Below are 21,409 nucleotides of genomic sequence, written 5' to 3'. Positions count from 1 at the left end.
TCCAAGCACACCTGCTCGAACTCCTCGGCATCGACGAAACCCGACCCCGCTGGCTGGAAACCTAAAACCCCATCTGCGAAGTCCGGGGCTAGCCGGCGCCCGCCCGCCGGCCCCGCGCTCACACGCCCGCCCGCCGGCTCTCCCGGCCGTGGATCAGCACGCCCACCGCCACCGTCAGCGTGCAGACCAGGCCCGCCGCGAGCACCCCGGAGCCGCCGAGCGCGGTGCAGGCCAGCACCAGCGCGGCCCCCACCGGCGCCACCGTCTGGGCCGCCGCACCCTGCTTGGTGTGCCTGGAGTGCAGGAACCAGACCGTGAGCAGGTAGAGCGCGATGGGCACGGTGACGGTCGCGGTGGCGGCGGTGTCCGAGATGTGCGCCTGGTGCACCGCCGACTCCACCGCGACCTCCAGCCCGGCGCCGATCGCCGCCGCCGAGCCGAACACCAGGTAGTGCCCGTAGCCCCAGACCAGTGCCTGCCGGTTGGAGCGCAGGTGCTCGTGGACGGACCGGGCGAAGTAGATCCACCAGGCCGAGAAGCAGATCAGCAGCCCACCCGCCGCCACCGGCACCAGCCGGCCCAGGTCCTCGTGCTCGTCCACCGCCGACTGCACCGCGACGGTGGCCGCGGCCACCGTCTCGCCGAGCACGATCAGGGTGAACAGCCCGTACCGCTCGGCGATGTGGTGCGGGTGCCAGGAGGTCCGCATCCGCAGCTCGGCGATCACCGGCACGGCCAGCTCGCACAGCACCCCGAGCGGGATGACGTACGGGCGGACGTCGTGCGGCAGGAACAGCGTCGCCACCCAGCCGACCTGGCAGAGCGTGATCCCCGCCGCGTAGCCCAGCGCGACGCTTCGCGCCAGGCCCTGCTCACTGGCGGCCGCGCGCAGCCACTGGGTGACCATCGCCAGCCGCATCACCACGTAGCCGGCGATCGCCAGCGTCAGGTCCTGGGTGGCGAACAGCCGCGGCACCCCGGCGGCCAGGATCAGCACCCCGGCGATCTGCACCAGCGTGGTGATCCGGTACGGCACGTCGTCGACGTCGTACGCGGAGGCGAACCAGGTGAAGTTCATCCAGGCCCACCAGATCGCGAAGAAGGCCAGCGCGTAGCCGCGCAGCCCGTCGCCGTAGTGCCCGGCCGCCAGGGCGTGGGCCAGTTCCCGCCCGGCCTGGCCGACCGCGACCACGAAGCAGAGGTCGAAGAACAGCTCCAGCGGGGTGGCGACCCGGTGCGGCTCGTGCCGGTCGCGCGGGACCATCCGGCGCACCGGCGGCGGATCGACGGGGTGGCCGTGGGGTGCGGCGGCAGCGGGGTCACTGGCCATCGGAGCTGCTCCGGAGTCGGGAAGGGGGGCGGAAAGGGCCTGTCCCGCGCATCCTGGCAGCGGTCCGGGCCGGGCGCACGCATCGGCGCGGCAGGTGTGCACCCGCGGGCACGATGGTGTGCGCGCACGGACCAGGGGCGGCAAGCCCCTCGCACCCCGGGCGCAATGGACAGGAATGCCCCTTTTTTCCTTGCTGTCAGCCGTAGTTGACGCTCCGGTGCGCGAACCGGGTGACAGCTCGGCGGGTTTCCGGGCGTGCCCCGCGCGCTGCCTCGCGGGCGACCGGGGCGCCGCTAGATTCTTCCCGGTTGGAAGAGCGCGGGCCCTGCCGGGCCCCACGACACGGGCGGCCTGCGGGCAACGCGGAAGGTCAAGGCGGGTGGTCGGACAGCGGGGCGGCAGAGCCGACCCCCCGCGCCCGCTCCACCGGCCTCGTGATCACCGCGCTGCTCGCCAGCGCCTGCCGTGCGGCGGCCGGACCCGTTCCGGCGGCGGCTACTTCTCCCAGCCGACCTTGCTGTAGTCCTCCTGGGCGAGGCCGAAGGCACCGTAGTTGGCCAGCCCCTTGCGGGTCGCCACCACGGCGGGCCGCTGGTAGAGCTCCACGGTGTGGCCGAGCTCCCAGATCTTCGCGTCGGCCTGGTTGTAGAGCTTCGCCGCCTCCGCCGGGTCGACCGTCCCGGCCGCCTTCTTCAGTAGGGCGTCGATCTCCGGGGTGCCCAGCCGCGAGGGGTTGCTGAAGGTGTTGTCCCCCACCGGCAGGCGGAAGTTGGCCAGGCTCTTGGAGTTCGGGAACGAGTCGGTGTTGCGCCAGCTCGCGATGTCGAACTTGCCCGGGGTGACGTACTTGGCGAAGTAGTCGTTGGCCGCCACCTTGTCCAGGTCGATCTTGACCCCCACCGCCTGCCACATCGCCGCCGCCGCGGTGGCGAGGTCGACCTGGGCCTGCTGGGTCCCGTCGCTGAGCACCCAGTGCAGTTCCAGCGGCTTGCCGTCCTTGGTGCGCGGCTGGCCGCTGCCGGACTCCTTCCACCCGGCCTCGTCCAGCAGGCCCTTGGCCGCGGCCAGGTCGAACTTCGCCCACTCGCCGGAGTTGTCCTGGTAGCCGGCCTGGTTGGGCATGATGATGTGGTTGCCGAGCGGCTTGAACTCCACCGGCACCCCGTTGTTGGCGATCTTGATCAGCGCCGAGCGGTCGAGCGCCCTGCCGAGCGCCTGCCGGACCTTCCGGTCCGCCAGCGCGCCGGTGCCGCCGAAGGAGATGTGCACCTCGTCCCACGGGCTGGCGGCCCGGATCACGGTGTCCTTGGCGTTCTTGAGCTGCCCGTACGCGGTGGCGGTGCCGGCCGAGGCGAAGTCGATCTCGTTGTTGAGGAACGCCTGGATGCTGGCGGCCTTGTCCATCACCCGGAAGGTGATCTTGTCGAGCTTGGGCCGGGTGCCCCACCAGGCCGGGTCCGGCACCAGGCTGATGGTCTGCGCGGTCTTGTCCGCCACGCCGATCTTCAGCGGGCCCGCGGTGATCGGGACCTTCTCCACCCAGCCCTTGTTGAAGTCGTCCGGGGTGGCGATGCCGGCCGCCGGGATCAGCGGGCGGAACAGGTTCTGCCAGTCCGCGTACGGCTCCGAGAAGCTGACCTTGACCTCGCTCGGGTCGGCGCCCTGCTCGACGGCGGAGATCAGCTCGTAGCCGGAGGGGTCGTAGATGTTGTACGCCGGGTCCTTGCCGTTGCCCGCCTGCCAGTCGGCCTTGAAGTCCAGGTAGCTCAGCGGCTTGCCGTCGGACCACTTGGCCTTGGGGTTCAGCTTGTACGTGACCACCTGCGGCGAGGCCGAGGTGACCTTGGCCTCCACCAGGTAGTCCGGGTCCGCCTGGAAGGCGCCGGAGGCGTCGGTGCGGAAGAGCGAGGGCTCCACGGCCCGGATCAGGTTCACCGTGTCGGTGTAGGAGCCGCCGTCCACCTGGAGCGGGTTCCACTGGGTGATCCACTGGTCCAGCTGGAAGCGCACCTCCCCGCCGTCCCTGATCTGCTCCAGCGGCTTGGCGTTGACGTCCTGGGAGTCCTGTCTCGGCGGCTCGCTCTTGGCCACGCCGTCGGCCGCCCCTCCTCCGCCCGAGGTGCACGCGGTGACCGCGAGCGCGACGGCGACGGCGACGGCGAGGGCGGCCGCCCGGCCGAGACGGCGGGCCGTACGGGAAGCGTCCATGAGGGTCCCCCTGGGATCGATGACGGGAGTTGGGGCTCGCGAGGTGTGACGGGGCTTGAGCGTGGGCAGCCAATTCGGCACCGAGCGAGCAGAACGTAACAGCGGATCAGATCCGCCACCAGGGGGAGGAGCGCACACCTGATCCAGAAGTCACAGGCGGCAACACGGCCGCAACACCGCCTCAGCGCACCGGTGCTTCACTCTGACCTGCGCTTTCCCAACCTGCTTGTGATTCCAGCGAACTGACGCCCCGACCGGGGCCCGGACCGAAGGCCACACCCGATGCCCACCAGACGCGTCGGCCCCACCCGCACCGCGACGGGCGGCCGTTGATGCTCCGCTACCTGGCGAAGCGGTTGAGCTACTACGCGGTGCTGCTGATCGCCGCCGTCTTCCTGGCGTACGCGATCTCCGCCACCGCGCTGCAGCCGCGCACCTACTTCGAGGCCAAGGTCCCCCGGCCGTCCGTCGAGTCGGTGGAGCGCCAGCTCACCGCGCTCAACCTGAACGACCGCACCCCGGTGGTCGAGCGCTTCGGCCACTGGGCCGGCGGACTGCTCGACGGCGACCTCGGCCGGACCATCCACGACACCCCGGTCACCGACGACTTCGGCCGCCGGGTCTGGGTCTCGCTGCGGCTGCTGCTGCTCGGCAGCCTGCTGGGCATGGTCCTCGGCGTCGCCGTCGGGGCGTGGAGCGCGGTGCGCCAGTACCGGATCTCCGACCGGCTGCTCACCGTGCTGTCCTTCGTGCTGCTCTCCACCCCCGTCTTCCTGGTCGCGCTGTTCCTCAAGAACGGCGCCATCGCCGCCAAGGACGCGGCCGGCCACGAGGTGATCCCGTTCACCGGCTACGAGACCCCCGGACTCACCGGCGGCCTCGGCACCCACCTCGCCGACTGGGCGCTGCACCTGCTGCTGCCCACCGTCTCGCTGGCCCTCGGCGGCCTCGCCACCTACAGCCGCTACCAGCGCGGCACCATGCTCGACGTGCTCGGCTCCGACTACCTGCGCACCGCCGAGGCCAAGGGCCTGACCCGTGGCCGGGCGCTGCTCAGGCACGGACTGCGGACCGCGGTGATCCCCATGTCGACCATGTTCGCCTACAGCTTCCTGGGCATCTTCACCGGCGCGATCTTCACCGAGACGATCTTCGGCTGGCACGGCATGGGCGAGTGGCTGATCAAGTCGATCAACGAACAGGACGTCAACTCGGTGGTCGCGATCAACCTGTTCACCGCCGTCGTCGTGCTCGTCTCCGGCTTCCTCGCCGACACCCTGCACGCCGCCCTCGACCCGCGCGTGCGGTCCTGACCGGAGGAGAGCCGAGATGACCACCGTCACCACCGCCGAACCGGCCGAACCGGCCGGGCCCGTCGAGCCCGGCCCACCCTCCGGACCGCCCCGGGCCGCCGGACGCGGCCGGCTCGTCCTGTCCCGGCTGCTCGCCGCCCGCGGGGCCGTGGTCGGCGCCGTCGTGGTGCTGCTGCTGTTCGCGCTCGCCTTCGGCGGGCCGTACCTGACGCCCTGGGACTACGCCACCCCCGACTTCTCCGCGCTGCACCAGCCCCCGTCCGCCGAGCACCTGTTCGGCACCAACGGGGTCGGCCAGGACGTCTTCGCGCAGACCGTCCGCGGCCTGCAGAAGTCGCTGGTCATCGGCCTGCTGGTGGCACTGTTCTCCACCGTGCTGGCCTCGGTGGTCGGCGCCTGCGCCGGCTACTTCGGCGGCTGGACGGACCGGGCGCTGATGTTCCTGGTGGACCTGCTGCTGGTCTTCCCGGCCTTCCTGATCATCACCATCGTCTCGGCCCGGCTGAAGGGCGCCGGCTGGATCGCCTTCGTCCTGCTGCTCGCGCTGTTCAACTGGATGATCACCGCCCGGGTGGTCCGCTCGATGACCATCTCCCTGCGCGAGCGCGAATTCGTCCGCGCCGCACGGTTCATGGGGGTGCGTCCACTGCGGATCATCAGTCGGCACATCCTGCCCAACGTCGCCTCCTTCCTCATCATCGACGCCACCATCGCGGTCGGCGGCGCCGTGATGAGCGAGACCGCGCTCTCCTACTTCGGCTTCGGGGTCAAGCCGCCGGACGTCTCGCTCGGCACCCTGCTCGCCGCCGGAACCGGCGAAGCCCCGGTGTTCCCCTGGCTGTTCTACTTCGCCGCCGCGCTGCTGGTGCTGTTCGTCCTCGCCGTCAACCTGATCGGGGACGGGCTGCGCGACGCCCTCGACCCCACCTCCGAGGCCGCGCCCCGCCGTTCACGCCGCACCGGTCGTTCACCCCGTACCCGTCGCTCCGCCGGCCGTAGGAAGCACCCGTGACCACCACCGTCGAAACCCCGCTGCTCGCCGTCCGGGACCTGCGGGTGGACTTCGCCGGGCCCGACGGCCCGGTCCCCGCCGTCCGCGGGGTGGACCTCACCCTGCGGCGCGGCGAGACCCTCGGCATCGTCGGCGAGTCCGGCTCCGGGAAGTCCGTCACCGCGCTGTCCGTGCTCGGACTGCTGCCCGGCACGGCGCGCGTCAGCGGCTCGGTGCGCCTGGACGGACGGGAACTGGTCGGACTGCCCGGCCGGGAGCTCGCCGCGATCCGCGGCCGCCGGATCGCCATGGTCTTCCAGGACCCGCTCTCCGCCTTCACCCCGGTCTACCGGATCGGCGACCAGATCGCCGAGGCGGTCCGCATCCACCAGCGGGTGGACAAGGCCGCCGCGCGCCGCCGGGCCGCCGAACTCCTCGACCTGGTCGGCATCCCGGCGCCCGACCGGGCCCTGGACAGCTTCCCCCACGAGTTCTCCGGCGGCATGCGCCAGCGCGCCATGATCGCCATGGCGGTCGCCAACGAACCCGACATCCTGCTCGCCGACGAGCCCACCACCGCGCTCGACGTCACCATCCAGGCCCAGGTGCTGGACGTGCTGCGCACCGCCCAGCGGGAGACCGGCGCGGCACTCGTCCTGGTCAGCCACGACCTCGGGGTGATCGCCGGAACCGCCGACCGGGTCGCGGTGATGTACGCCGGCCGGGTGGTCGAGACGGCCGCGGTGGACGAGCTGTTCGCGGCCCCGCGTCACCCCTACTCGCTCGGCCTGATCGGCGCGCTGCCCCGGCTGGACGGACGCGGTGGTCCGCTCGTGCCGATCCCCGGCACCCCGGCGCCGATGGCCGAACTGCCCCCGGGCTGCCCGTTCGCGGCGCGCTGCCCGCTGGCGCAGGAGCGCTGCGCCGCGGCCGAGCCCGCCCTGGAAGGGGCCGACGGCCACCTGTCGGCGTGCGTGCGCTCGGCGGAACTCGCCGAGCGGCGGCCCGCACCGGCCGAGGTCTACCCCGTGCCGGAGGTGCCCGCCGGCCCCGCCGGCCCCGGCGAGCGCTCCGCCCGTACCCCGGTGCTGTCGGTGAGCGGCCTCGGAAAAACGTTCCCGCTCCTCAAGGGCACGGTGTTCAAGCGCAAGGTCGGCGAGGTGTACGCGGTGGACGGCGTCGACCTGGACCTGCGGGAGGGCGAGACCCTCGGCCTGGTCGGGGAGTCCGGCTCCGGCAAGTCCACCACGCTGTTCGAACTGCTGCGGCTCGGTGCCCCCGAGACCGGCCGGATCGAACTGCTCGGCCGGGACACCGCCGCCCTCACCCGGGCCGAGGCCCACCGGCTCCGCGCCCAGCTGCAGATCGTCTTCCAGGACCCGATGGCCAGCCTCGACCCCCGGATGCCGATCGGCGACATCGTCGCCGAACCACTGCTGGCCCAGCGCGCCCCGCGCGAGGAGATCGCCCGCCGGGTGCCCGAGCTGCTGCGCCAGGTCGGCCTCGACCCGGAGCACGCCATCCGCTACCCGCACCAGTTCTCGGGCGGCCAGCGCCAGCGCGTCTCGATCGCCCGGGCGCTCGCCGTACGGCCCAGGCTGCTGGTGCTGGACGAACCGGTCTCCGCGCTGGACGTCTCCATCCAGGCCGGGGTGCTCAACCTGCTGCAGAGCCTCAAGGCCGAGCTGGGCCTGTCCTACCTGTTCGTCTCGCACGACCTCTCGGTGATCCGGCACCTCGCCGACCGGGTCAGCGTGATGTACCTCGGCCGGACGGTCGAGCAGGGCGAGGTCTCCGCCGTCTTCGACCACCCCCGCCACCCGTACACCCGCGCCCTGCTCTCCGCCGTCCCGCTCCCCGACCCCGCCGCCGAGCGCGCCCGCGACCGCATCCTGCTGGCCGGTGACCCTCCCCCGCCCACCGAGCGCCGCACCGGCTGCGTCTTCCGCAGCCGGTGCCCGCGCTACGCCGCGCTCACGGCCCCGGCGGACCGGGCCCGCTGCGAGCGGGAGCGTCCCGCCCTGGTCGGCGGCACCCCGGGCGCGGACCAGCAGGTGGCCTGCCACTTCCCGGAACCCGGAATCGGCCACACGGAGTGACCACTCGAACACGATTCGGCGGATCCGGTCGGCGCCGTGTAATGTCTTCGACGTCAGCAAGCGCCGCTAGCTCAGTTGGTTAGAGCAGCTGACTCTTAATCAGCGGGTCCGGGGTTCGAGTCCCTGGCGGCGCACATGGCAAGGTCTCAGGCCGTCCACTCCGGTGGGCGGCCTGAGGCGTTTTCCGGCCCGGGGGCCACCCCCTGCGGCGGCGCCTCAGCGGGTGTCGAGCACCGCCGAGGCGACCGCGTCCGGGCGGTCGAACATCACCAGGTGCCCGGCCGGGGCGGTGGTGCGGAAGTCCGCCCCGAGCAGGGCCGCCAGCTCCCGCTGCCGGGCCAGCCAGTCCTCGGTGCGGCGGGTCCGGCAGCCGTCGTCGGCGGCCAGCACGGTGATCGGCAGGTCCTCGGCCAGCGGCCGGGCGCGCCGCAGCCCGTCCAGTTCGGCGGCCGTGTCGAGGTAGCGGACGTTCTCCCGCAGCATCGCGCGCAGGGCCCGCCCGGTGCGGTAGCAGTGCCGGACCAGTGGCGCCGGGGCGAGGTCCTCGCGGCGGACGGTGGACAGCCGGGCCGTGGTCCGTCGGACGGTCGGGCCCAGCAGGTAGGGCACGGCGAGGGCGGTGGCCACGCCGGCGACCGCCCGGGCCGCCAGGTCGCGCGCGCCGGGCGCCGGGTACGGCCGGGGCCGCGCCTCCATGCTGCCGTCCACCAACACGAGTCCCGCGGTGCGCTCGGGGTGCAGCCGGGCGAAGGCCTCGACGTGGAAGCCCCCGAGCGAGTGCCCGACCACCGTGCAGGGCTCCCGCAGCCCGAGGCCGTCCAGCACCGCCCGTATGCGCCCGGCCTCGCCGGCCGCCGTCGGGGCGGGCCGCCCGGTGGCGGGTTCGGCGGCGCTCAGCCCGTAACCGGGCCGGTCGAAGCGGACCACGGTGCGGTAGGGCGTGAGGAAGGGGACGACCAGGTCCCAGTCGAACCAGCTGCTGCCGAGGCCGCCGGAGAGCAGGCAGACCGGGCCGCTGCCCTCGGTGCGGACGTGCAGCGGGACGCCGTCGACGCGCAGGAAGCGTGCCCGGTCGCCGGTCCGCGCTCCGGGGGCGCTCATGCCGGCCTCCGACCCCGGGGCGGCCCGGCCGGGCGGTGCCGCGGCCCGGCGTCCTCGTGCGTCCCGCCGGAGGGGTCCGGCGCGCCCGGGGCGTGTGGCGCGTCCGACGCATGCGGCCCGTCCGGAGCGTCCGACGCATGCGGCCCGTCCGGAGCGTCCGGCCCGTCCGGGGCGTCCGTAGGGGCGGAGCGGGCGAGGCCCAGGGCCAGCAGCCCGAGCCAGAGCGCGACCAGCAGCACCTGCAGCCGCTGCCCGGCCCCGAGCGCCCAGGTGCCGCGCCCGGCCTGGAAGGCGGCGATCGAGGCGAGGCTCCAGCCGGTGGCGAGCAGCTCGGCGCCCAGCAGCCAGGGCCCGAACCGGCGCACCGGCGGCCACCAGCGGTAGCGCCGGGCGGCCACGGTGACCGAGACGAGCGCGGTGAGCGCCCCGGCCATGGCGAGGCTGCTGGTGACGGCGTGCGCGGTGTGGGTGGCGGGGACGAGCCCGGCGGTCTCCCGGGCGGCGCACATCTCGTCGCTGGTGGGGGCGCAGCTGAGCGGCAGCCGGGAGTCGGCGACGGTCGCGGCGCCGAACAGGGCCAGCGCGGACCAGCCGGCCAGCGCCCAGCGGTGCCGCCGGGAGGCCCCGGCCTGCCCGGTGGCGAGGGCGGTGCCGGCGGCGGCGAGCAGGCAGAGCCCGGCGGCGAGGTCGGTGGCCCGGAACAGGCCGCCCAGCGGCTGGTCCTCGGCGGCGAGTTCGCTGATGTACGCCTGCACCGGGTCGAGCCCGGTGCTCAGCACGACCTCCAGCACCCAGGCGGTGTACGCCACGGCGCTGAGCAGCAGCAGGGTGGCGACCGTCGTCCGCGCGGCTCGGTGTCCTGGCTGGGGGCTGGGCACCGTTCCACCCTAACGAGCGGCGAACTCCACACCAACCGGAAGGAAAGGTGCGGATCGGGCGCGGGCCGCCGGGCCGGTTCGAGGCACTCCTCGGAAGCGTGTATTGTTTTCCAGGTCAGCAGGCGCCGCTAGCTCAGTTGGTTAGAGCAGCTGACTCTTAATCAGCGGGTCCGGGGTTCGAGTCCCTGGCGGCGCACAGACAGTTGGGGAGCCTCTCGCAACAGCGAGGGGCTCCCCGATTTTTTGGCCTCCGACGTCCGATTTGCGTGTGATGTCGGTCTCGATTGGCGATCCGCCGGAGCCATCCGGCCCGGTCTGCTCGTCCAGGGCAGTAGAACCGGAATCGGGACAAAGGTCCCCAACCGCCGATGTCCCCGTCCGTGCCGGCTGCGTCGACGCACCCGCAGGAAAGGCCGCGCTTTGTCCAGAAACGCCCAGAGCGGCCGTCGCACGCCGTCGATCAGCCTCCGCCCGGTCAAGCGGTTCAAGCGCTCCACCGGCCCGGTCGGCGGGTCCTGCGGGTCCGGTGGGTCCGGTGGGTCCGGCGGCAAGAAGGCACGCCGCCCCAAGCGCACCGGCTGGCGCCGGCTGATACCCACCTGGCGGATGACCCTGCTCGGCTTCGGCTCGGCGCTGCTGCTCGGCATCGGCCTGTTCGCGCTGGGGATCGCCCTGGTGAAGGTGCCGGACGCGCACGCGGCCGCGACCGCCCAGAGCAACACCTGGCTCTACTCGGACGGTTCGGTGCTCACCCGCACCGGCCAGACCAACCGGCAGAACGTCGGCCTGGACAAGGTCTCCCCCGCCGCCCAGCACGCGGCGCTGGCCGCCGAGGACCGGAACTTCTACAACGAGGGCGCGGTCAACGTCCAGGGCCTGGCCCGGGCCGCGATCAACACCGCCAAGGGCGAGGGCACCCAGGGCGGCTCCACCATCACCCAGCAGTACGTGAAGAACACGTACCTGAACCAGAAGCAGTCGATCACCCGCAAGGTGAAGGAACTCTTCATCGCCATCAAGGTGGACGCCACCGAGAACAAGAACGACATCCTCTCCGGCTACCTGAACACCTCCTACTACGGCCGCGGCGCCTACGGCATCCAGGCCGCCGCCCAGGCGTACTTCGGCGTCGACGCGTCCGCCCTCAACGCCGCCCAGGGCGCCTACCTGGCCACCCTGCTGAACGCCCCGAGCGCCTACGACGTCGCCACCGCGACCGCGGCGGGCAAGCAGAACGCCGTCAACCGCTGGAACTACGTGCTCGACGGCATGGTCAAGGAGGGCTGGCTCTCCGCGGAGGAGCGGGCCGGGACCACCTTCCCCGACGTCCGGGACCCGCAGCCCAACCCGGGTCTGTCCGGCCAGGCCGGCTACCTGGTCGACGCGGCCACCCAGTACCTCACCTCCAACGGGGTGATCAGCGAGACCGAGCTGGCCAAGGGCGGCTACACGATCAAGCTGAGCATCGACCCGGCCCGCCAGCAGGCCCTCCAGGACTCCGTCCAGGCCCAGCTGCACGACACCCTGAACCCGGACAAGCGGAAGAAGGACGCGGCCGCCCAGGCCGGCGCCGCCTCCGTCGACCCGAAGACCGGTGCGGTCGTCGCCCTGTACGGCGGCGTCGACTACGTGAAGCACTACGTGGACAACGCCACCCGGCGCGACTACCAGGCCGGCTCGACCTTCAAGGCGATCGCGCTGGCCGCCGCCCTCGAGAACGACGCCAAGACCCAGGACGGCCGCACCATCACCCCGAACACGGTCTACGACGGCACCAGCGGTCGGAAGGTCCGCGGCGGCAAGGGCACCCCGTACGCGCCGCCGAACGAGGGCGACAAGAGCTACGGCCAGATCAGCCTCCAGCAGGCCACCGACTGGTCGGTCAACTCGGCCTTCGCGCAGCTCGCGCAGGACACCGGGCTCCAGAAGGTCAAGGACACCGCCGTCGCACTGGGCCTGCCCGGCAACACCCCGGGCCTCGACCCGGTGCCGTCCATCCCGCTGGGCGCGGCCACCCCGAGCGTGCTCGACATGGCGGGCGTGTACGCCACGCTGGACAACGGCGGCAGGCAGATCACCCCGTGGCTGGTCCAGGCGGTGGACCGCGAGGGCGAGAACGTCGCGCTGCCCGCGCACAAGACCACCCAGGCGATCAGCGAGGACACCGCCAACGAGGTCACCTCGATGCTCCAGGGCGTGGTGAGCGACCCGGGCGGCACCGGCTGGCGGGCGAAGGCGCTCGGCCGACCGGTGGCGGGCAAGACCGGCACCACCGACGACCAGAAGTCGGTCTGGTTCGTGGGTTACACCCCCGAGCTGGTCACCTCGGTCGCCCTGTTCGGGCAGGACCCGGGCAACGGCTCCCAGGTCAGCCTGAGCGGCGTCGGCGGCATCGACGGCGCGGCCGGCGGCCAGTACCCGGCCCAGATCTGGACCAGCTACATGAAGGCCGCGCTCAAGGGCCAGCCGGTCGGCGACTTCCCGATCCCGGCCGGCGGCGCCTCCTCGGGCGCCACCGACCTGCCGACCGCCCCGAGCACGCCGAGCAGCGCCCCGACCACGAGCGCCCCCACCGGCGCTCCGAGCACCGGCCCCACCACGGCGCCGGGCGACGGCTCGACCCCGTCGGGCGGCACGGACGGCGGCGCGAGCACCGCCCCGACGCCTCCCCCGACCGAGCCCACCACCCAGCCGACCCGGCCGCCCCGGCCCACCTCGCGGCCGACGCCGACCACCCAGCCGACCACGGCCCCGACCACGCAGCCGACCACCCCGACCAACGGCGGGACGGACGCGCTCGCGGGGACGGGGGCTGGGGCTGGGCCTGGGGCATCGGGCGGATCCAGGGGCTGACGGACGGGTCCTGACACGTCGGAGCCCTGGGGCCCCGGGAGCCTTGGGGCTCTCGGGGCCCTGGACGTTCCGGGGCCGTGGGCGTTCCTGGGCCGTGGGCGTTCCGGGGCCCTCGGAGCCCCGGGTCTTGTCGGATCGGGTGATTGCGCCATGACGCACAGGTGCGGGCAGGACCGAATGACGGAATGGCGCCTTACCTGATCATCGGTATGACTGTCAGAATGCGGCCGTGCACAGATCAACGGCCTCGCCCACCCTCCCTTCGGGCAGAACCCTCGGCCTCAGCCTCGCGCTGGTCTCCGCCATCGCCTTCGGCGGCTCCGGCACCGCGGCCAAGCCTCTGATAGAGGCCGGGCTCTCCCCGCTGCACGTGGTGTGGCTCCGGGTCACCGGTGCGGCGGTGGCGCTCCTCCCGGTCGCCTACCGGCACCGGGACGCCGTACTGCGCCGCCCCGGCCTGCTGCTCGGCTTCGGCCTGCTCGCCGTGGCCGGCGTCCAGGCCTGCTACTTCGCGGCGATCTCCCGCATCCCGGTCGGCGTCGCCCTGCTCATCGAGTACCTCGGGCCGCCGCTGCTGATCGGCTACGTCAAGTTCGTCCAGCGCAAGCCGATCACCCGCGGCGCGGCCATCGGCGCCGGCGTCGCGGTGGCCGGGCTGGCCTGCGTGGTCGAGGTCTGGAACGGTCTGAGCTTCGACGCGCTGGGCGTGTTGTTCGCCCTCGGCGCGGCCTTCTGCCAGGTCGGCTACTTCGTACTCGCCGACGCCGGCCGGCACGGCGACCGGCCGGTCGACCCGCTCGCCGTCAGCGCGTTCGGGCTGCTCGTCGGCGCCGTGCTGCTCACCGCCCTCACCCGGCCCTGGCAGGCCGACTGGAGCAAGCTCGGCGGGTCGGTGGTGATGAACGGGCACACCCTGCCCGCGTTCCTCCCGGCCGTGTGGATGGTCCTGATCGCGACGGTGCTCGCCTACCTCACCGGGGTGATCTCGGTCGGCTACCTGTCGCCGCCGATCGCCGGGGTGGTCGCCAACCTGGAGGCGGTGGTCGCCACCGTGACGGCCTGGGTGCTGCTCGGCGAGCACCTCGGACTGCCGCAGATCGCGGGTGGCCTGCTGGTGCTGACCGGCGCCTTCGCGGCGCAGGCGAGCAAGCCCGCGGAGGCGGGGGCTGACTCGGGGACCGGCTCGGGGACCGACTCGGGGGCTGACGCCGCCGGGGCCGACGCCGCCGGGGCCCGCGACCGGGTGACCGGGTGACCGGGTGACCGCCGAGCGCGGGGTCAGCGGCCGGCCCAGCCGAACCAGTCGAGGTGATTGAGCGGCCACACGACGGCCGACACCGGGCCGACCACGTTGTCCACCGGCACGGCGCCGCCACCCGGGCCGTGCTGGTGGAAGCGGGAGTCCGCGGAGTCGCTGCGGTGGTCGCCCTCGACCCAGACGTAACCCGAGGGCACCTTCACCGGCCCGAAGTCCATCCCGGCGCAGGAGTCGTCCCCGGGGTGCAGGTACGGCTCGTCGAGCTTCCGCCCGTCGACGGTCAGCGTGGTGCCCTGGCACTGCACGGTCTGACCACCGGTCGCGATGACCCGCTTGACCAGGTAGTTGTCGTCCTTCGGCGGCACCAGGCCGACGAAGCTGAGCACCGAGCTCATGGTGTTGGTGAACGGGTTGGGGTCGGCGGGCTGCGGCGGCAGCCAGCCCCCCGGGTCCTTGAACACCACCGGCTGCCCCTGCTCCGGCTCCCAGCCGGTCAGCGGCGCCAGCTTGTTCACGCCGACCCGGTCGCCGATCCGCAGGGTGTTCTCCATCGAGCCGGACGGGATGGTGAACACCTGGAACAGACAGGTCTTGATCAGCAGCGCGACCGCCAGGCCGACCGCCGCCATCACCGGAAGCTCGATCCACCACGGCCGCGGCCGTCGGCCCGGGCGGCGGGCCGTACCGCCACGCGAACCGCGCGCCCGCCGGCGGGCCTCGGCGCGGCCGCCGGACACCCCGTGGGCGTCCGACGCGGTACCGCTGGGCGCTCCGGCTCCGCTGGGCGTTTCGGGCAGGTTCACCGCCATCGTCGCTGCTCCACCTCTCCGGCTGGGGAAACCTGCACGCTACGCCAACCGTGGAGCCTGACGAAATCGGTCATTTAGCCGCCGCCGACATCTCCGGGTGTCCCGGAGCCGCTCGGGCCCGGGTTTCAGGAGCGGGCGATGGCCTCGTGGTGGCGGATGACCTCGGCGATGATGAAGTTCAGGAACTTCTCCGCGAAGACAGGGTCCAGCTTCGCACCCGCCGCCAGCTCCCGCAGCCGCTTGATCTGGTCCCGCTCGCGCGCCGGGTCGGCCGGCGGCAGCTTGTGCTCGGCCTTGAGCCGGCCGACCTTCTGGGTCGCCTTGAAGCGCTCGGCCAGCATGTGGACCACCGCGGCGTCGATGTTGTCGATGCTCTCGCGCAGGCTGGTCAGCTCGGCCCGTACGGCGTCGTCGATCCCCTCGGGCGAGCCGGCGTCGGGGGTCGTGGAGTGGTCCGTCATCGGGGCGGCTCCCGGTGTCTGGAGTGGGCGCCCGGCCGTACGGCGGCCGGGCTCGGGCCCGGGCAAATCTAACAGGGCCCCCGCCCGGGCCCCGCACCGTCGGACGGAACCGTCCACGATCCGGACAGCGGGCCGGGACCGCCACCGGCGCCGTGCCCGACGGACCACTCCGCCCGCCCCGACCGACTGCCCTGGCCGACCGCTGCGACCCCTCTGCGACCGACCGCTGCGGCGTGACGCGCCGGGACCGGGGCGGCTCTGGCCGTAGGCTGGGGCACGCATGACCGGAAGTGACCGTTCGAACACTCCCTCAGCACTGGAGGAACCGATCGTGGCAACCACCCGCACCGCCACCACCGCGTGGGAGGGCAACCTCCTCGACGGCAAGGGGCTGGTGACCTTCGCCTCGTCCGGGATCGGCGAGTACCCCGTCTCCTGGCCGTCCCGCGCCGAGGCACCCAACGGCAAGACCAGCCCCGAGGAGCTGATCGCGGCCGCCCACTCCGCCTGCTTCTCGATGGCCCTCTCGCACGGCCTGGCCGGCGCCGGCACCCCGCCCACCAAGCTGGACACCCGGGCCGACGTCACCTTCCAGCCCGGCACGGGCATCACCGGCATCCACCTGACCGTCGTCGGCGACGTCCCCGGACTGGACGAAGCCGGTTTCGTGAAGGCCGCCGAGGACGCCAAGGCCAACTGCCCGGTCAGCCAGGCCCTGGCCGGCACCACCATCACCCTCTCGGCCTCCCTGGCCTGAGCCGCGCCCTTCTCCGCCCTCCTCTTCTCCTCTCTCCCCTTCTTTCTTCCCTCCCGCCCCTCGGCCCCTGTCTCTCGACTCCCGTCCCGCTCCGGACCACTTCCGGCGCGCGACCGGCGCCCAGGGGCGCGGCTTCGGCGCACACGCCCCTGGTGCACATCATGTGATGTACACCAGGGGCGTCTGCACGTACCGCCATTCATGATCACAAAGCGGGCGAATCACCCTGCCGGCGGTCACCGCGTGTTGCCATCCCGGCCTATGATCGGCCGCAGCGCCCTGTCCTTCAGGCGGGTCTCCGCGCGCCGCCACCCCACGACGGGCGGCCCCCGCAGCGGACCGACTCCGAGGACCACGACAGAGTGCGGAGCCGACCGCCGGGTCCCGATTGGCCGGCCGGACCATCGTCAAGCGTCAGCAGCGGACGGGAGCATGCCGTGCCGGGCCAGAACGAGGGGGCCGACGCACACCACCCCGGCGTGCGGCACACGGAATCACCGCGCCACCGCCACCTCGCCTCACCGGTCCTGGAACCGGCCGCCGGATCCCATGGCGGGCCCGTCTCCGGAGCCGCGGGTGCCCCGGCGGGAGCCGGCACCACCTGCGGGACCCTGGCGGAACCCGGCCTGCTGCTATGCCCCACCTGCTCGGCCCCGCTCACCGGCGACACCCACCGGGACCGGTGGCTCACCGGCGGCACCGGCCGGGCCGACGGCGGTACGGACCGAGAGGGCGGCGGCACCGGCCTGGAGGACAGCGGTACCGGTGGGGCTGACACCGGTACCGACCGGGAGGGCATCGGTACCGGCCGGGAGGACATCGGCGCCGACCGGCTGCTGGCCGCGCTGCGGGCCAGTGAGTCCCGGTTCCGGGCCGCCTTCTGCGACGCCGTCATCGGCATGGCCCTGATCGACGCCGAGGACCGCATCATCGAGGTCAACCCCGCCTTCGCCGCCCTGATCGGACGGGGCGTCGGCGACCTGGTCCGCACCCACCTGCACGAGATCATCGACCCGGAGGGCATGCCGGACCGGCTCTTCGCCGAACTCGTCCGCGGTGAGCGGGAACGGTTCCGCGTGGAAAAGCTGCTCAAGCACCGTGAGGGCCACACCGTCTGGAGCAAGGTCACCGTCTCGCTGATCCGGGACGGCGCCGGGGATCCGCTCTACACCCTCGCGCTGGTGGAGGACATCACCGAGCAGCGCCGGCTCGGCGACCGGCTGGAGTACCAGGCCCTGCACGACCCGCTGACCCGGCTGCCCAACCGGGCGTACTTCTTCAAGCGGCTCGACGCCGCCTGCCTCCCAGCGAACGACCAGCCCGGCCCGGCCCCCGCCACCGCCACCGCCGCTGCCGAACGCCGGGTCGGGGTCTGCTACCTGGACATCGACGGCTTCGCGGCCATCAACGAGGCGCTCGGCCACCACATCGGCGACCAGCTGCTGATCGCCGTCGCCACCCGGCTGCGGCGCGGGTTCGACGGGCGCGACACCCACCTGGTGGCCCGGATGGGCGGCGACGAGTTCGCCGTCCTGGTCACCGACAGCCTGGGCAGCGAGCAGCTGACCGAGCTGGCTGCCCGGATCCTGGAGGCGCTGGAACGTCCCTTCGACGTCGCCGGGCACCGGCTGGTGATCACCGCCAGCGTGGGCGTGGTCGAGCGGTCCGTGCACGAGACCACCCCGACCGACCTGGTCAAGGACGCCGACGCCACGCTCTACTGGTCCAAGGCCGACGGCCGCGCCCGCTGGACCCTCTACGACCCGGACCGCGGCGCCCACCAGCTCACCCGGCAACTGCTCGCCACCTCGCTGCGCCCGGCCCTGGAGCGCGGCGAGTTCACCATCGAGTACCAGCCGCTGGTCGGCCTGGCCGACGGCGCGGTGCACGGCGCCGAGGCGCTGGTCCGCTGGCGCCACCCCCGTTACGGGACGCTCTCCCCGGACCGCTTCATCCCGCTCGCCGAGGAGACCGGCGCGATCGTGCCGCTCGGGACCTGGGTGCTGGAGGAGTCCTGCCGCCAGGCCCGGCAGTGGCTCGCCGAGTTCCCCGAGACCGAGACCTTCGTGAGCGTCAACCTGGCCGCCCGCCAGATCTGGGACTCCGACATCGTCGCCGACGTCGCCCGGGCCCTCGAACGCACCGGACTGCCGGCCCGGCTCCTCCAGCTGGAGATCACCGAGAGCGCCCTGCTCGGCCCCGGCGGCCGCCCGCTCCAGGCCCTCCAGGCGCTCGCCGACATGGGCGTGCGGATCGCGATCGACGACTTCGGCACCGGCTACTCCAACCTGGCCTACCTCTCCCGGCTGCCGGTGCACGTGCTCAAGCTCGACGGCACCTTCATCGAGGGCTTCCGCGAACCCTCCCCGACGGACCGTCCCGGTTGCCCGGAGCTCGGCGCCCGCCGCAGCGACGCAGACGAGCAGATCGTCGGCGCGATGGTGCAGCTCGCCCACACCCTCGGCCTGACCGTCACCGCCGAGGGCATCGAGAGCGCCGCCCAGGCCGAGCGCCTGCGGCTGACCGGCTGCGACACCGCCCAGGGCTGGTACTTCGCCCGCCCCGGCGAGGCCGAACTGGTCGCGGCCATACTCCGCGAGGGCCGCCACGCCCTGGGCCGCCGGTAGCCCGCCGGTAGTCGCGGGGACTGAGAGCTGGGGACTGAGAGCTGGGGCGGGACGGACCGAGTGGCGCGGACCGCCGCCGGGTGGACCGTGCCCCGCCGTCCGGTCAGGCCGTCGCCGTCACGCGGTACCCCTCGGCGATCAGGCCGTCGCCGTCAGGCCGTACGCCTCGGCGATCAGGCCGTAGGAGCGCTGGCGGGCCTCGTGGCCGTGGATGTGCGAGGTGACCATCAGCTCGTTCACGCCGGTCCGCTTGCGCAGCGCCTCCAGTCCGTCGGCGACCCGGCCCGGGTCGCCGAGCACGACGTTGTCGAGCCAGCTGTCGATGAAGTCCGCCTCGACCGGGCTGTACGGGTACTCCTCGGCCTCCTCCGGGGTGGGGATCGGGCCGGGGTTTCCGCGCCGCAGGCGGAGCATGCCGAGGGCCGCGGAGCGGGCGAGGCGCCGGGCCGAGGGCTCGTCGTCGGCGGCGACCGCGCTCACACCGATCAGCGCGTACGGCTCGGCGAGCACGGCGGAGGGGCGGAAGGACGACCGGTAGAGGTCCAGCGCCGGGATGGTGTTGGCGCTGCTGAAGTGATGGGCGAAGGCGAACGGGAGGCCGAGGCGGCCCGCCAGCTGGGCGCTGAAGCCGGAGGAGCCGAGCAGCCAGACCGGCGGGCGGCCCTCGCCCTTGGGGACGGCGGTCAGCCGGGCGTACGGGTGGCCGTCCGGGAAGTCGCCGTCGAGGAAGTGGGTCAGCTCGGCGAGCTGCTGGGGGAAGTCGTCCGCGCCTTCGGTGAGGCCCCGGCGCAGCGCCCGGGCAGTGGCCGGATCGGTGCCCGGAGCGCGGCCGAGTCCGAGGTCGATCCGTCCGGGGTGCAGGGCCTCCAGCAGGCCGAACTGCTCGGCGATGGCCAGCGGGGCGTGGTTGGGGAGCATGACGCCGCCGGAGCCGAGCCGCAGCGTCGTGGTGTTGGCCCCGAGGTGGGCGAGCAGGACGGCCGGGGTGGAGCTGGCCACCCCGGGCATGCCGTGGTGCTCGGCCACCCAGAAGCGGTGGTAGCCCCACTGCTCGGCCCGGCGGGCCAGTTCGGTGGTGGCGGCGAGGGCCTCGGCGGGCGTGTGGCCGACGCCGACGGTGGCCAGGTCGAGGATCGAGAGCGGAGCGGGTGCCGTTCCGCGGGCGGTGCCCCGGATCGCCGCGCCGGCCGCCGGCCCGGTTCCGTGCTCCTGCTGGTCCTCGGTGGTCATCCCGTCCGCCCTTCTGGCTGCCGTCCTTGAGCCGGCCGCCTTGGAGCCGGCCGTCGTGGCGACCCGCGCGGCCCGGGTGGGCCCGCCGGTCGCTGTCGCCGACCGGGGTCAACCACGGCCGGCGGCTCGCTGTTCCCGCTCGTGGGGTGCCGTCCGGCCAGGGTCCAGGTGGATTCCGGCCATTTCGCGCGAAGTCCGACTGATCCTCCGGCTGACGCAGAGCCAGCGGGCGAACACGGTTGGCGACTTCCCGCCAGCGCCGGAAGTCGCCAGTGTCGGCGCTCGCGGCGGCGGCCGATGTCCGGCAGGCTGGGGACCAGGAGCGGGTCGCCGGAGCGGGATCCGCACTCCACCAGCAAGATCGTCGGGCTGGACCAGCACCGGACGATCACTGCGAGCCCTCGGCGCGGCACCCCGCCCCGGGGGCTCGTTCGGGTTCCGGCGGCCTTCCTCCGCCCGGGCGGCGCACGCCCCGGACGGCCCGCACGCACGGTTCGCCACCTCGCGACGCGGCCGGAATCAACAGCCGTGATCCATCCCATACCGGGGTGCTTCATGCCATGAAAGGTCGAGGCGCTAGCGTTGACCCCTGCAGCCACCTGCTCCTCCGGGAGGCGTGGAGGGAGTAAAGGGCCTTGAACTTCGTGGCGGCGATCGGATCCTCGTGGATCTGCGCGCTGGCGCTCGTCGCCGTGCTCGGTGACGCCCTCCTTCCGTTCATCCCCAGCGGGACGCTGGTCATCCTGGCCGTGCTCAAGACCTCCCAGGTCAACGGCGCGCCTCTGATGCTCGGACTGGGCGTGGCGCTGGCCTCCTTCCTGGGTGACCTCCTGCTGCTCAACCTGGCCCGGCGCGGCGCCCCGGTGCTGCACCGCCGGCTCGCCCGGCGCCCGAAACTGGCGGCCAGCGTGACCCGGGTCCAAGAGGCCCTGATCGAACGCCCGCACGGAGCGGCCGCCGCGATGGTGGTGATCGCGCGGTTCGTCCCGGCCGGGCGAACCGTCCTCGACCTGGCCATCGGCCACTCCCCCGCCCATCCGCACCGGTTCCTGCACTGGTCGGCGCTGGCGGCGATGGTCTGGGCCGCCTACATCGTGACGCTGGGCTGGCTGAACAGCCACTGGTTCAACACCGCCTGGCTGAGCCTCGTGGTCTCCTGCGCGGCGGCCACCGCCATCAGCACGGCGATCGCGCGCATGGTGCGCCGCACCCGCCGGCTCGCCGCGCTCTGACGGTCCGCCCGGCAGTCGTCGCCGACCGGCGGGCCGTCCGCTTCCGGCCGGCCCCGCTCCTTTCCGGCCGATCCGCTCCACCGTTCCGCCCGTTCCGCCCGTCCCACCGTTCCGCCCGCCCCGCCTGGCGGGCCCCTTGGCGGGCCTCGGGCCGCCCCAGCCCAGCAAGGGGCAAAAGTTTTCCCAAATGGGCGACCAACCGGGCCTAACGCTGACGAACTCCACCGAAGTGCGGGCCGACCGGCGGTACCGTACTGACCGG

Annotated in this window: 14 protein-coding genes, 2 tRNA genes and 1 pseudogene; 10 read left to right on the top strand and 7 right to left on the bottom strand. The window is 73.3% G+C overall.

The features are described from left to right. Positions 1–118 precede the first annotated feature (118 nt). Both ACIQ87_RS18055 and ACIQ87_RS18050 read right to left on the bottom strand, forming a co-directional pair. Positions 119–1,330: a low temperature requirement protein A gene (locus ACIQ87_RS18055; protein ID WP_402407333.1), complete on the bottom strand. Its 1,212-nt coding sequence runs from the start codon at positions 1,328–1,330 to the stop codon at positions 119–121. A 495-nt stretch (positions 1,331–1,825) separates the two neighbouring features. Beyond that, positions 1,826–3,538, bottom strand: a complete 1,713-nt coding sequence (locus ACIQ87_RS18050; protein ID WP_402407330.1) for an ABC transporter family substrate-binding protein — start codon at positions 3,536–3,538, stop codon at positions 1,826–1,828. A 332-nt stretch (positions 3,539–3,870) separates the two neighbouring features. On the opposite strand from ACIQ87_RS18050, the gene ACIQ87_RS18045 reads away from it, so the two are divergent. The 4 genes from ACIQ87_RS18045 (at position 3,871) to ACIQ87_RS18030 (ending at position 8,075) form a co-directional block, all read left to right on the top strand. Continuing rightward, on the top strand, positions 3,871–4,851 hold the full coding sequence (locus ACIQ87_RS18045; protein ID WP_402407328.1) for an ABC transporter permease: 981 nt from the start codon (positions 3,871–3,873) through the stop codon (positions 4,849–4,851). A gap of 16 nt (positions 4,852–4,867) precedes the next feature. Continuing rightward, complete coding sequence (locus tag ACIQ87_RS18040; protein WP_402407325.1) at positions 4,868–5,863, top strand: ABC transporter permease; 996 nt, start codon at positions 4,868–4,870, stop codon at positions 5,861–5,863. Next, on the top strand, positions 5,860–7,941 hold the full coding sequence (locus ACIQ87_RS18035) for a dipeptide ABC transporter ATP-binding protein (RefSeq protein ID WP_402407323.1): 2,082 nt from the start codon (positions 5,860–5,862) through the stop codon (positions 7,939–7,941). The genes ACIQ87_RS18040 and ACIQ87_RS18035 overlap by 4 nt, the downstream gene beginning before the upstream one ends. Before the next feature lie 60 nt (positions 7,942–8,001). Continuing rightward, positions 8,002–8,075 (top strand) — tRNA-Lys (locus ACIQ87_RS18030). Between the two features lie 82 nt (positions 8,076–8,157). Here ACIQ87_RS18030 and ACIQ87_RS18025 read toward each other — a convergent pair. Next, positions 8,158–9,042 (bottom strand): alpha/beta fold hydrolase, encoded by an 885-nt coding sequence (locus ACIQ87_RS18025; RefSeq protein WP_402407320.1) that lies wholly within the window; start codon positions 9,040–9,042, stop codon positions 8,158–8,160. Between the two features lie 167 nt (positions 9,043–9,209). Beyond that, positions 9,210–9,920: pseudogene (locus ACIQ87_RS18020) on the bottom strand (DUF998 domain-containing protein); the annotation flags it as partial. Between the two features lie 122 nt (positions 9,921–10,042). Here ACIQ87_RS18020 and ACIQ87_RS18015 point away from each other — a divergent pair. The 3 genes from ACIQ87_RS18015 to ACIQ87_RS18005 all read left to right on the top strand — a co-directional run bounded on the left by ACIQ87_RS18015 (position 10,043) and on the right by ACIQ87_RS18005 (position 14,028). After that, positions 10,043–10,116 (top strand) — tRNA-Lys (locus ACIQ87_RS18015). Between the two features lie 224 nt (positions 10,117–10,340). Continuing rightward, positions 10,341–12,773 carry a transglycosylase domain-containing protein gene (locus tag ACIQ87_RS18010; RefSeq protein WP_402407318.1) on the top strand — a complete coding sequence of 811 codons (2,433 nt, stop codon included), beginning with the start codon at positions 10,341–10,343 and terminating at the stop codon, positions 12,771–12,773. 229 nt (positions 12,774–13,002) lie between these two features. Continuing rightward, positions 13,003–14,028 carry an EamA family transporter gene (locus tag ACIQ87_RS18005; RefSeq protein WP_402407315.1) on the top strand — a complete coding sequence of 342 codons (1,026 nt, stop codon included), beginning with the start codon at positions 13,003–13,005 and terminating at the stop codon, positions 14,026–14,028. 23 nt (positions 14,029–14,051) lie between these two features. Here ACIQ87_RS18005 and lepB read toward each other — a convergent pair whose 3' ends face one another. Together lepB and ACIQ87_RS17995 are read right to left on the bottom strand one after the other, a co-directional pair. Continuing rightward, on the bottom strand, positions 14,052–14,840 hold the full coding sequence (gene lepB, locus ACIQ87_RS18000; RefSeq protein WP_402407313.1) for a signal peptidase I: 789 nt from the start codon (positions 14,838–14,840) through the stop codon (positions 14,052–14,054). 125 nt (positions 14,841–14,965) lie between these two features. Further along, positions 14,966–15,301 (bottom strand): chorismate mutase, encoded by a 336-nt coding sequence (locus tag ACIQ87_RS17995; protein WP_402407311.1) that lies wholly within the window; start codon positions 15,299–15,301, stop codon positions 14,966–14,968. Positions 15,302–15,632: 331 nt separating this feature from the next. Between ACIQ87_RS17995 and ACIQ87_RS17990 the strand changes: the two genes are divergently transcribed. Further along, positions 15,633–16,058, top strand: coding sequence for an OsmC family protein (locus tag ACIQ87_RS17990; RefSeq protein ID WP_402407308.1), 426 nt, complete (start codon positions 15,633–15,635; stop codon positions 16,056–16,058). 479 nt (positions 16,059–16,537) lie between these two features. After that, positions 16,538–18,685, top strand: coding sequence for a putative bifunctional diguanylate cyclase/phosphodiesterase (locus ACIQ87_RS17985; RefSeq protein WP_402407306.1), 2,148 nt, complete (start codon positions 16,538–16,540; stop codon positions 18,683–18,685). Between the two features lie 138 nt (positions 18,686–18,823). Here the strand turns inward: ACIQ87_RS17985 and ACIQ87_RS17980 are convergent, their stop codons facing one another. Next, positions 18,824–19,915, bottom strand: coding sequence for an LLM class flavin-dependent oxidoreductase (locus ACIQ87_RS17980; RefSeq protein ID WP_402407304.1), 1,092 nt, complete (start codon positions 19,913–19,915; stop codon positions 18,824–18,826). 644 nt (positions 19,916–20,559) lie between these two features. On the opposite strand from ACIQ87_RS17980, the gene ACIQ87_RS17975 reads away from it, so the two are divergent. Next, positions 20,560–21,147 carry a DedA family protein gene (locus ACIQ87_RS17975; protein ID WP_402407363.1) on the top strand — a complete coding sequence of 196 codons (588 nt, stop codon included), beginning with the start codon at positions 20,560–20,562 and terminating at the stop codon, positions 21,145–21,147. The last annotated feature ends 262 nt before the right edge of the window (positions 21,148–21,409 follow it).

It is taken from the genome of Kitasatospora sp. NPDC096204 (assembly GCF_044763205.1).
In the GTDB taxonomy this organism is placed as follows: Bacteria; Actinomycetota; Actinomycetes; order Streptomycetales; family Streptomycetaceae; genus Kitasatospora.
This window is presented reverse-complemented; position numbering and strand designations above follow the sequence as displayed.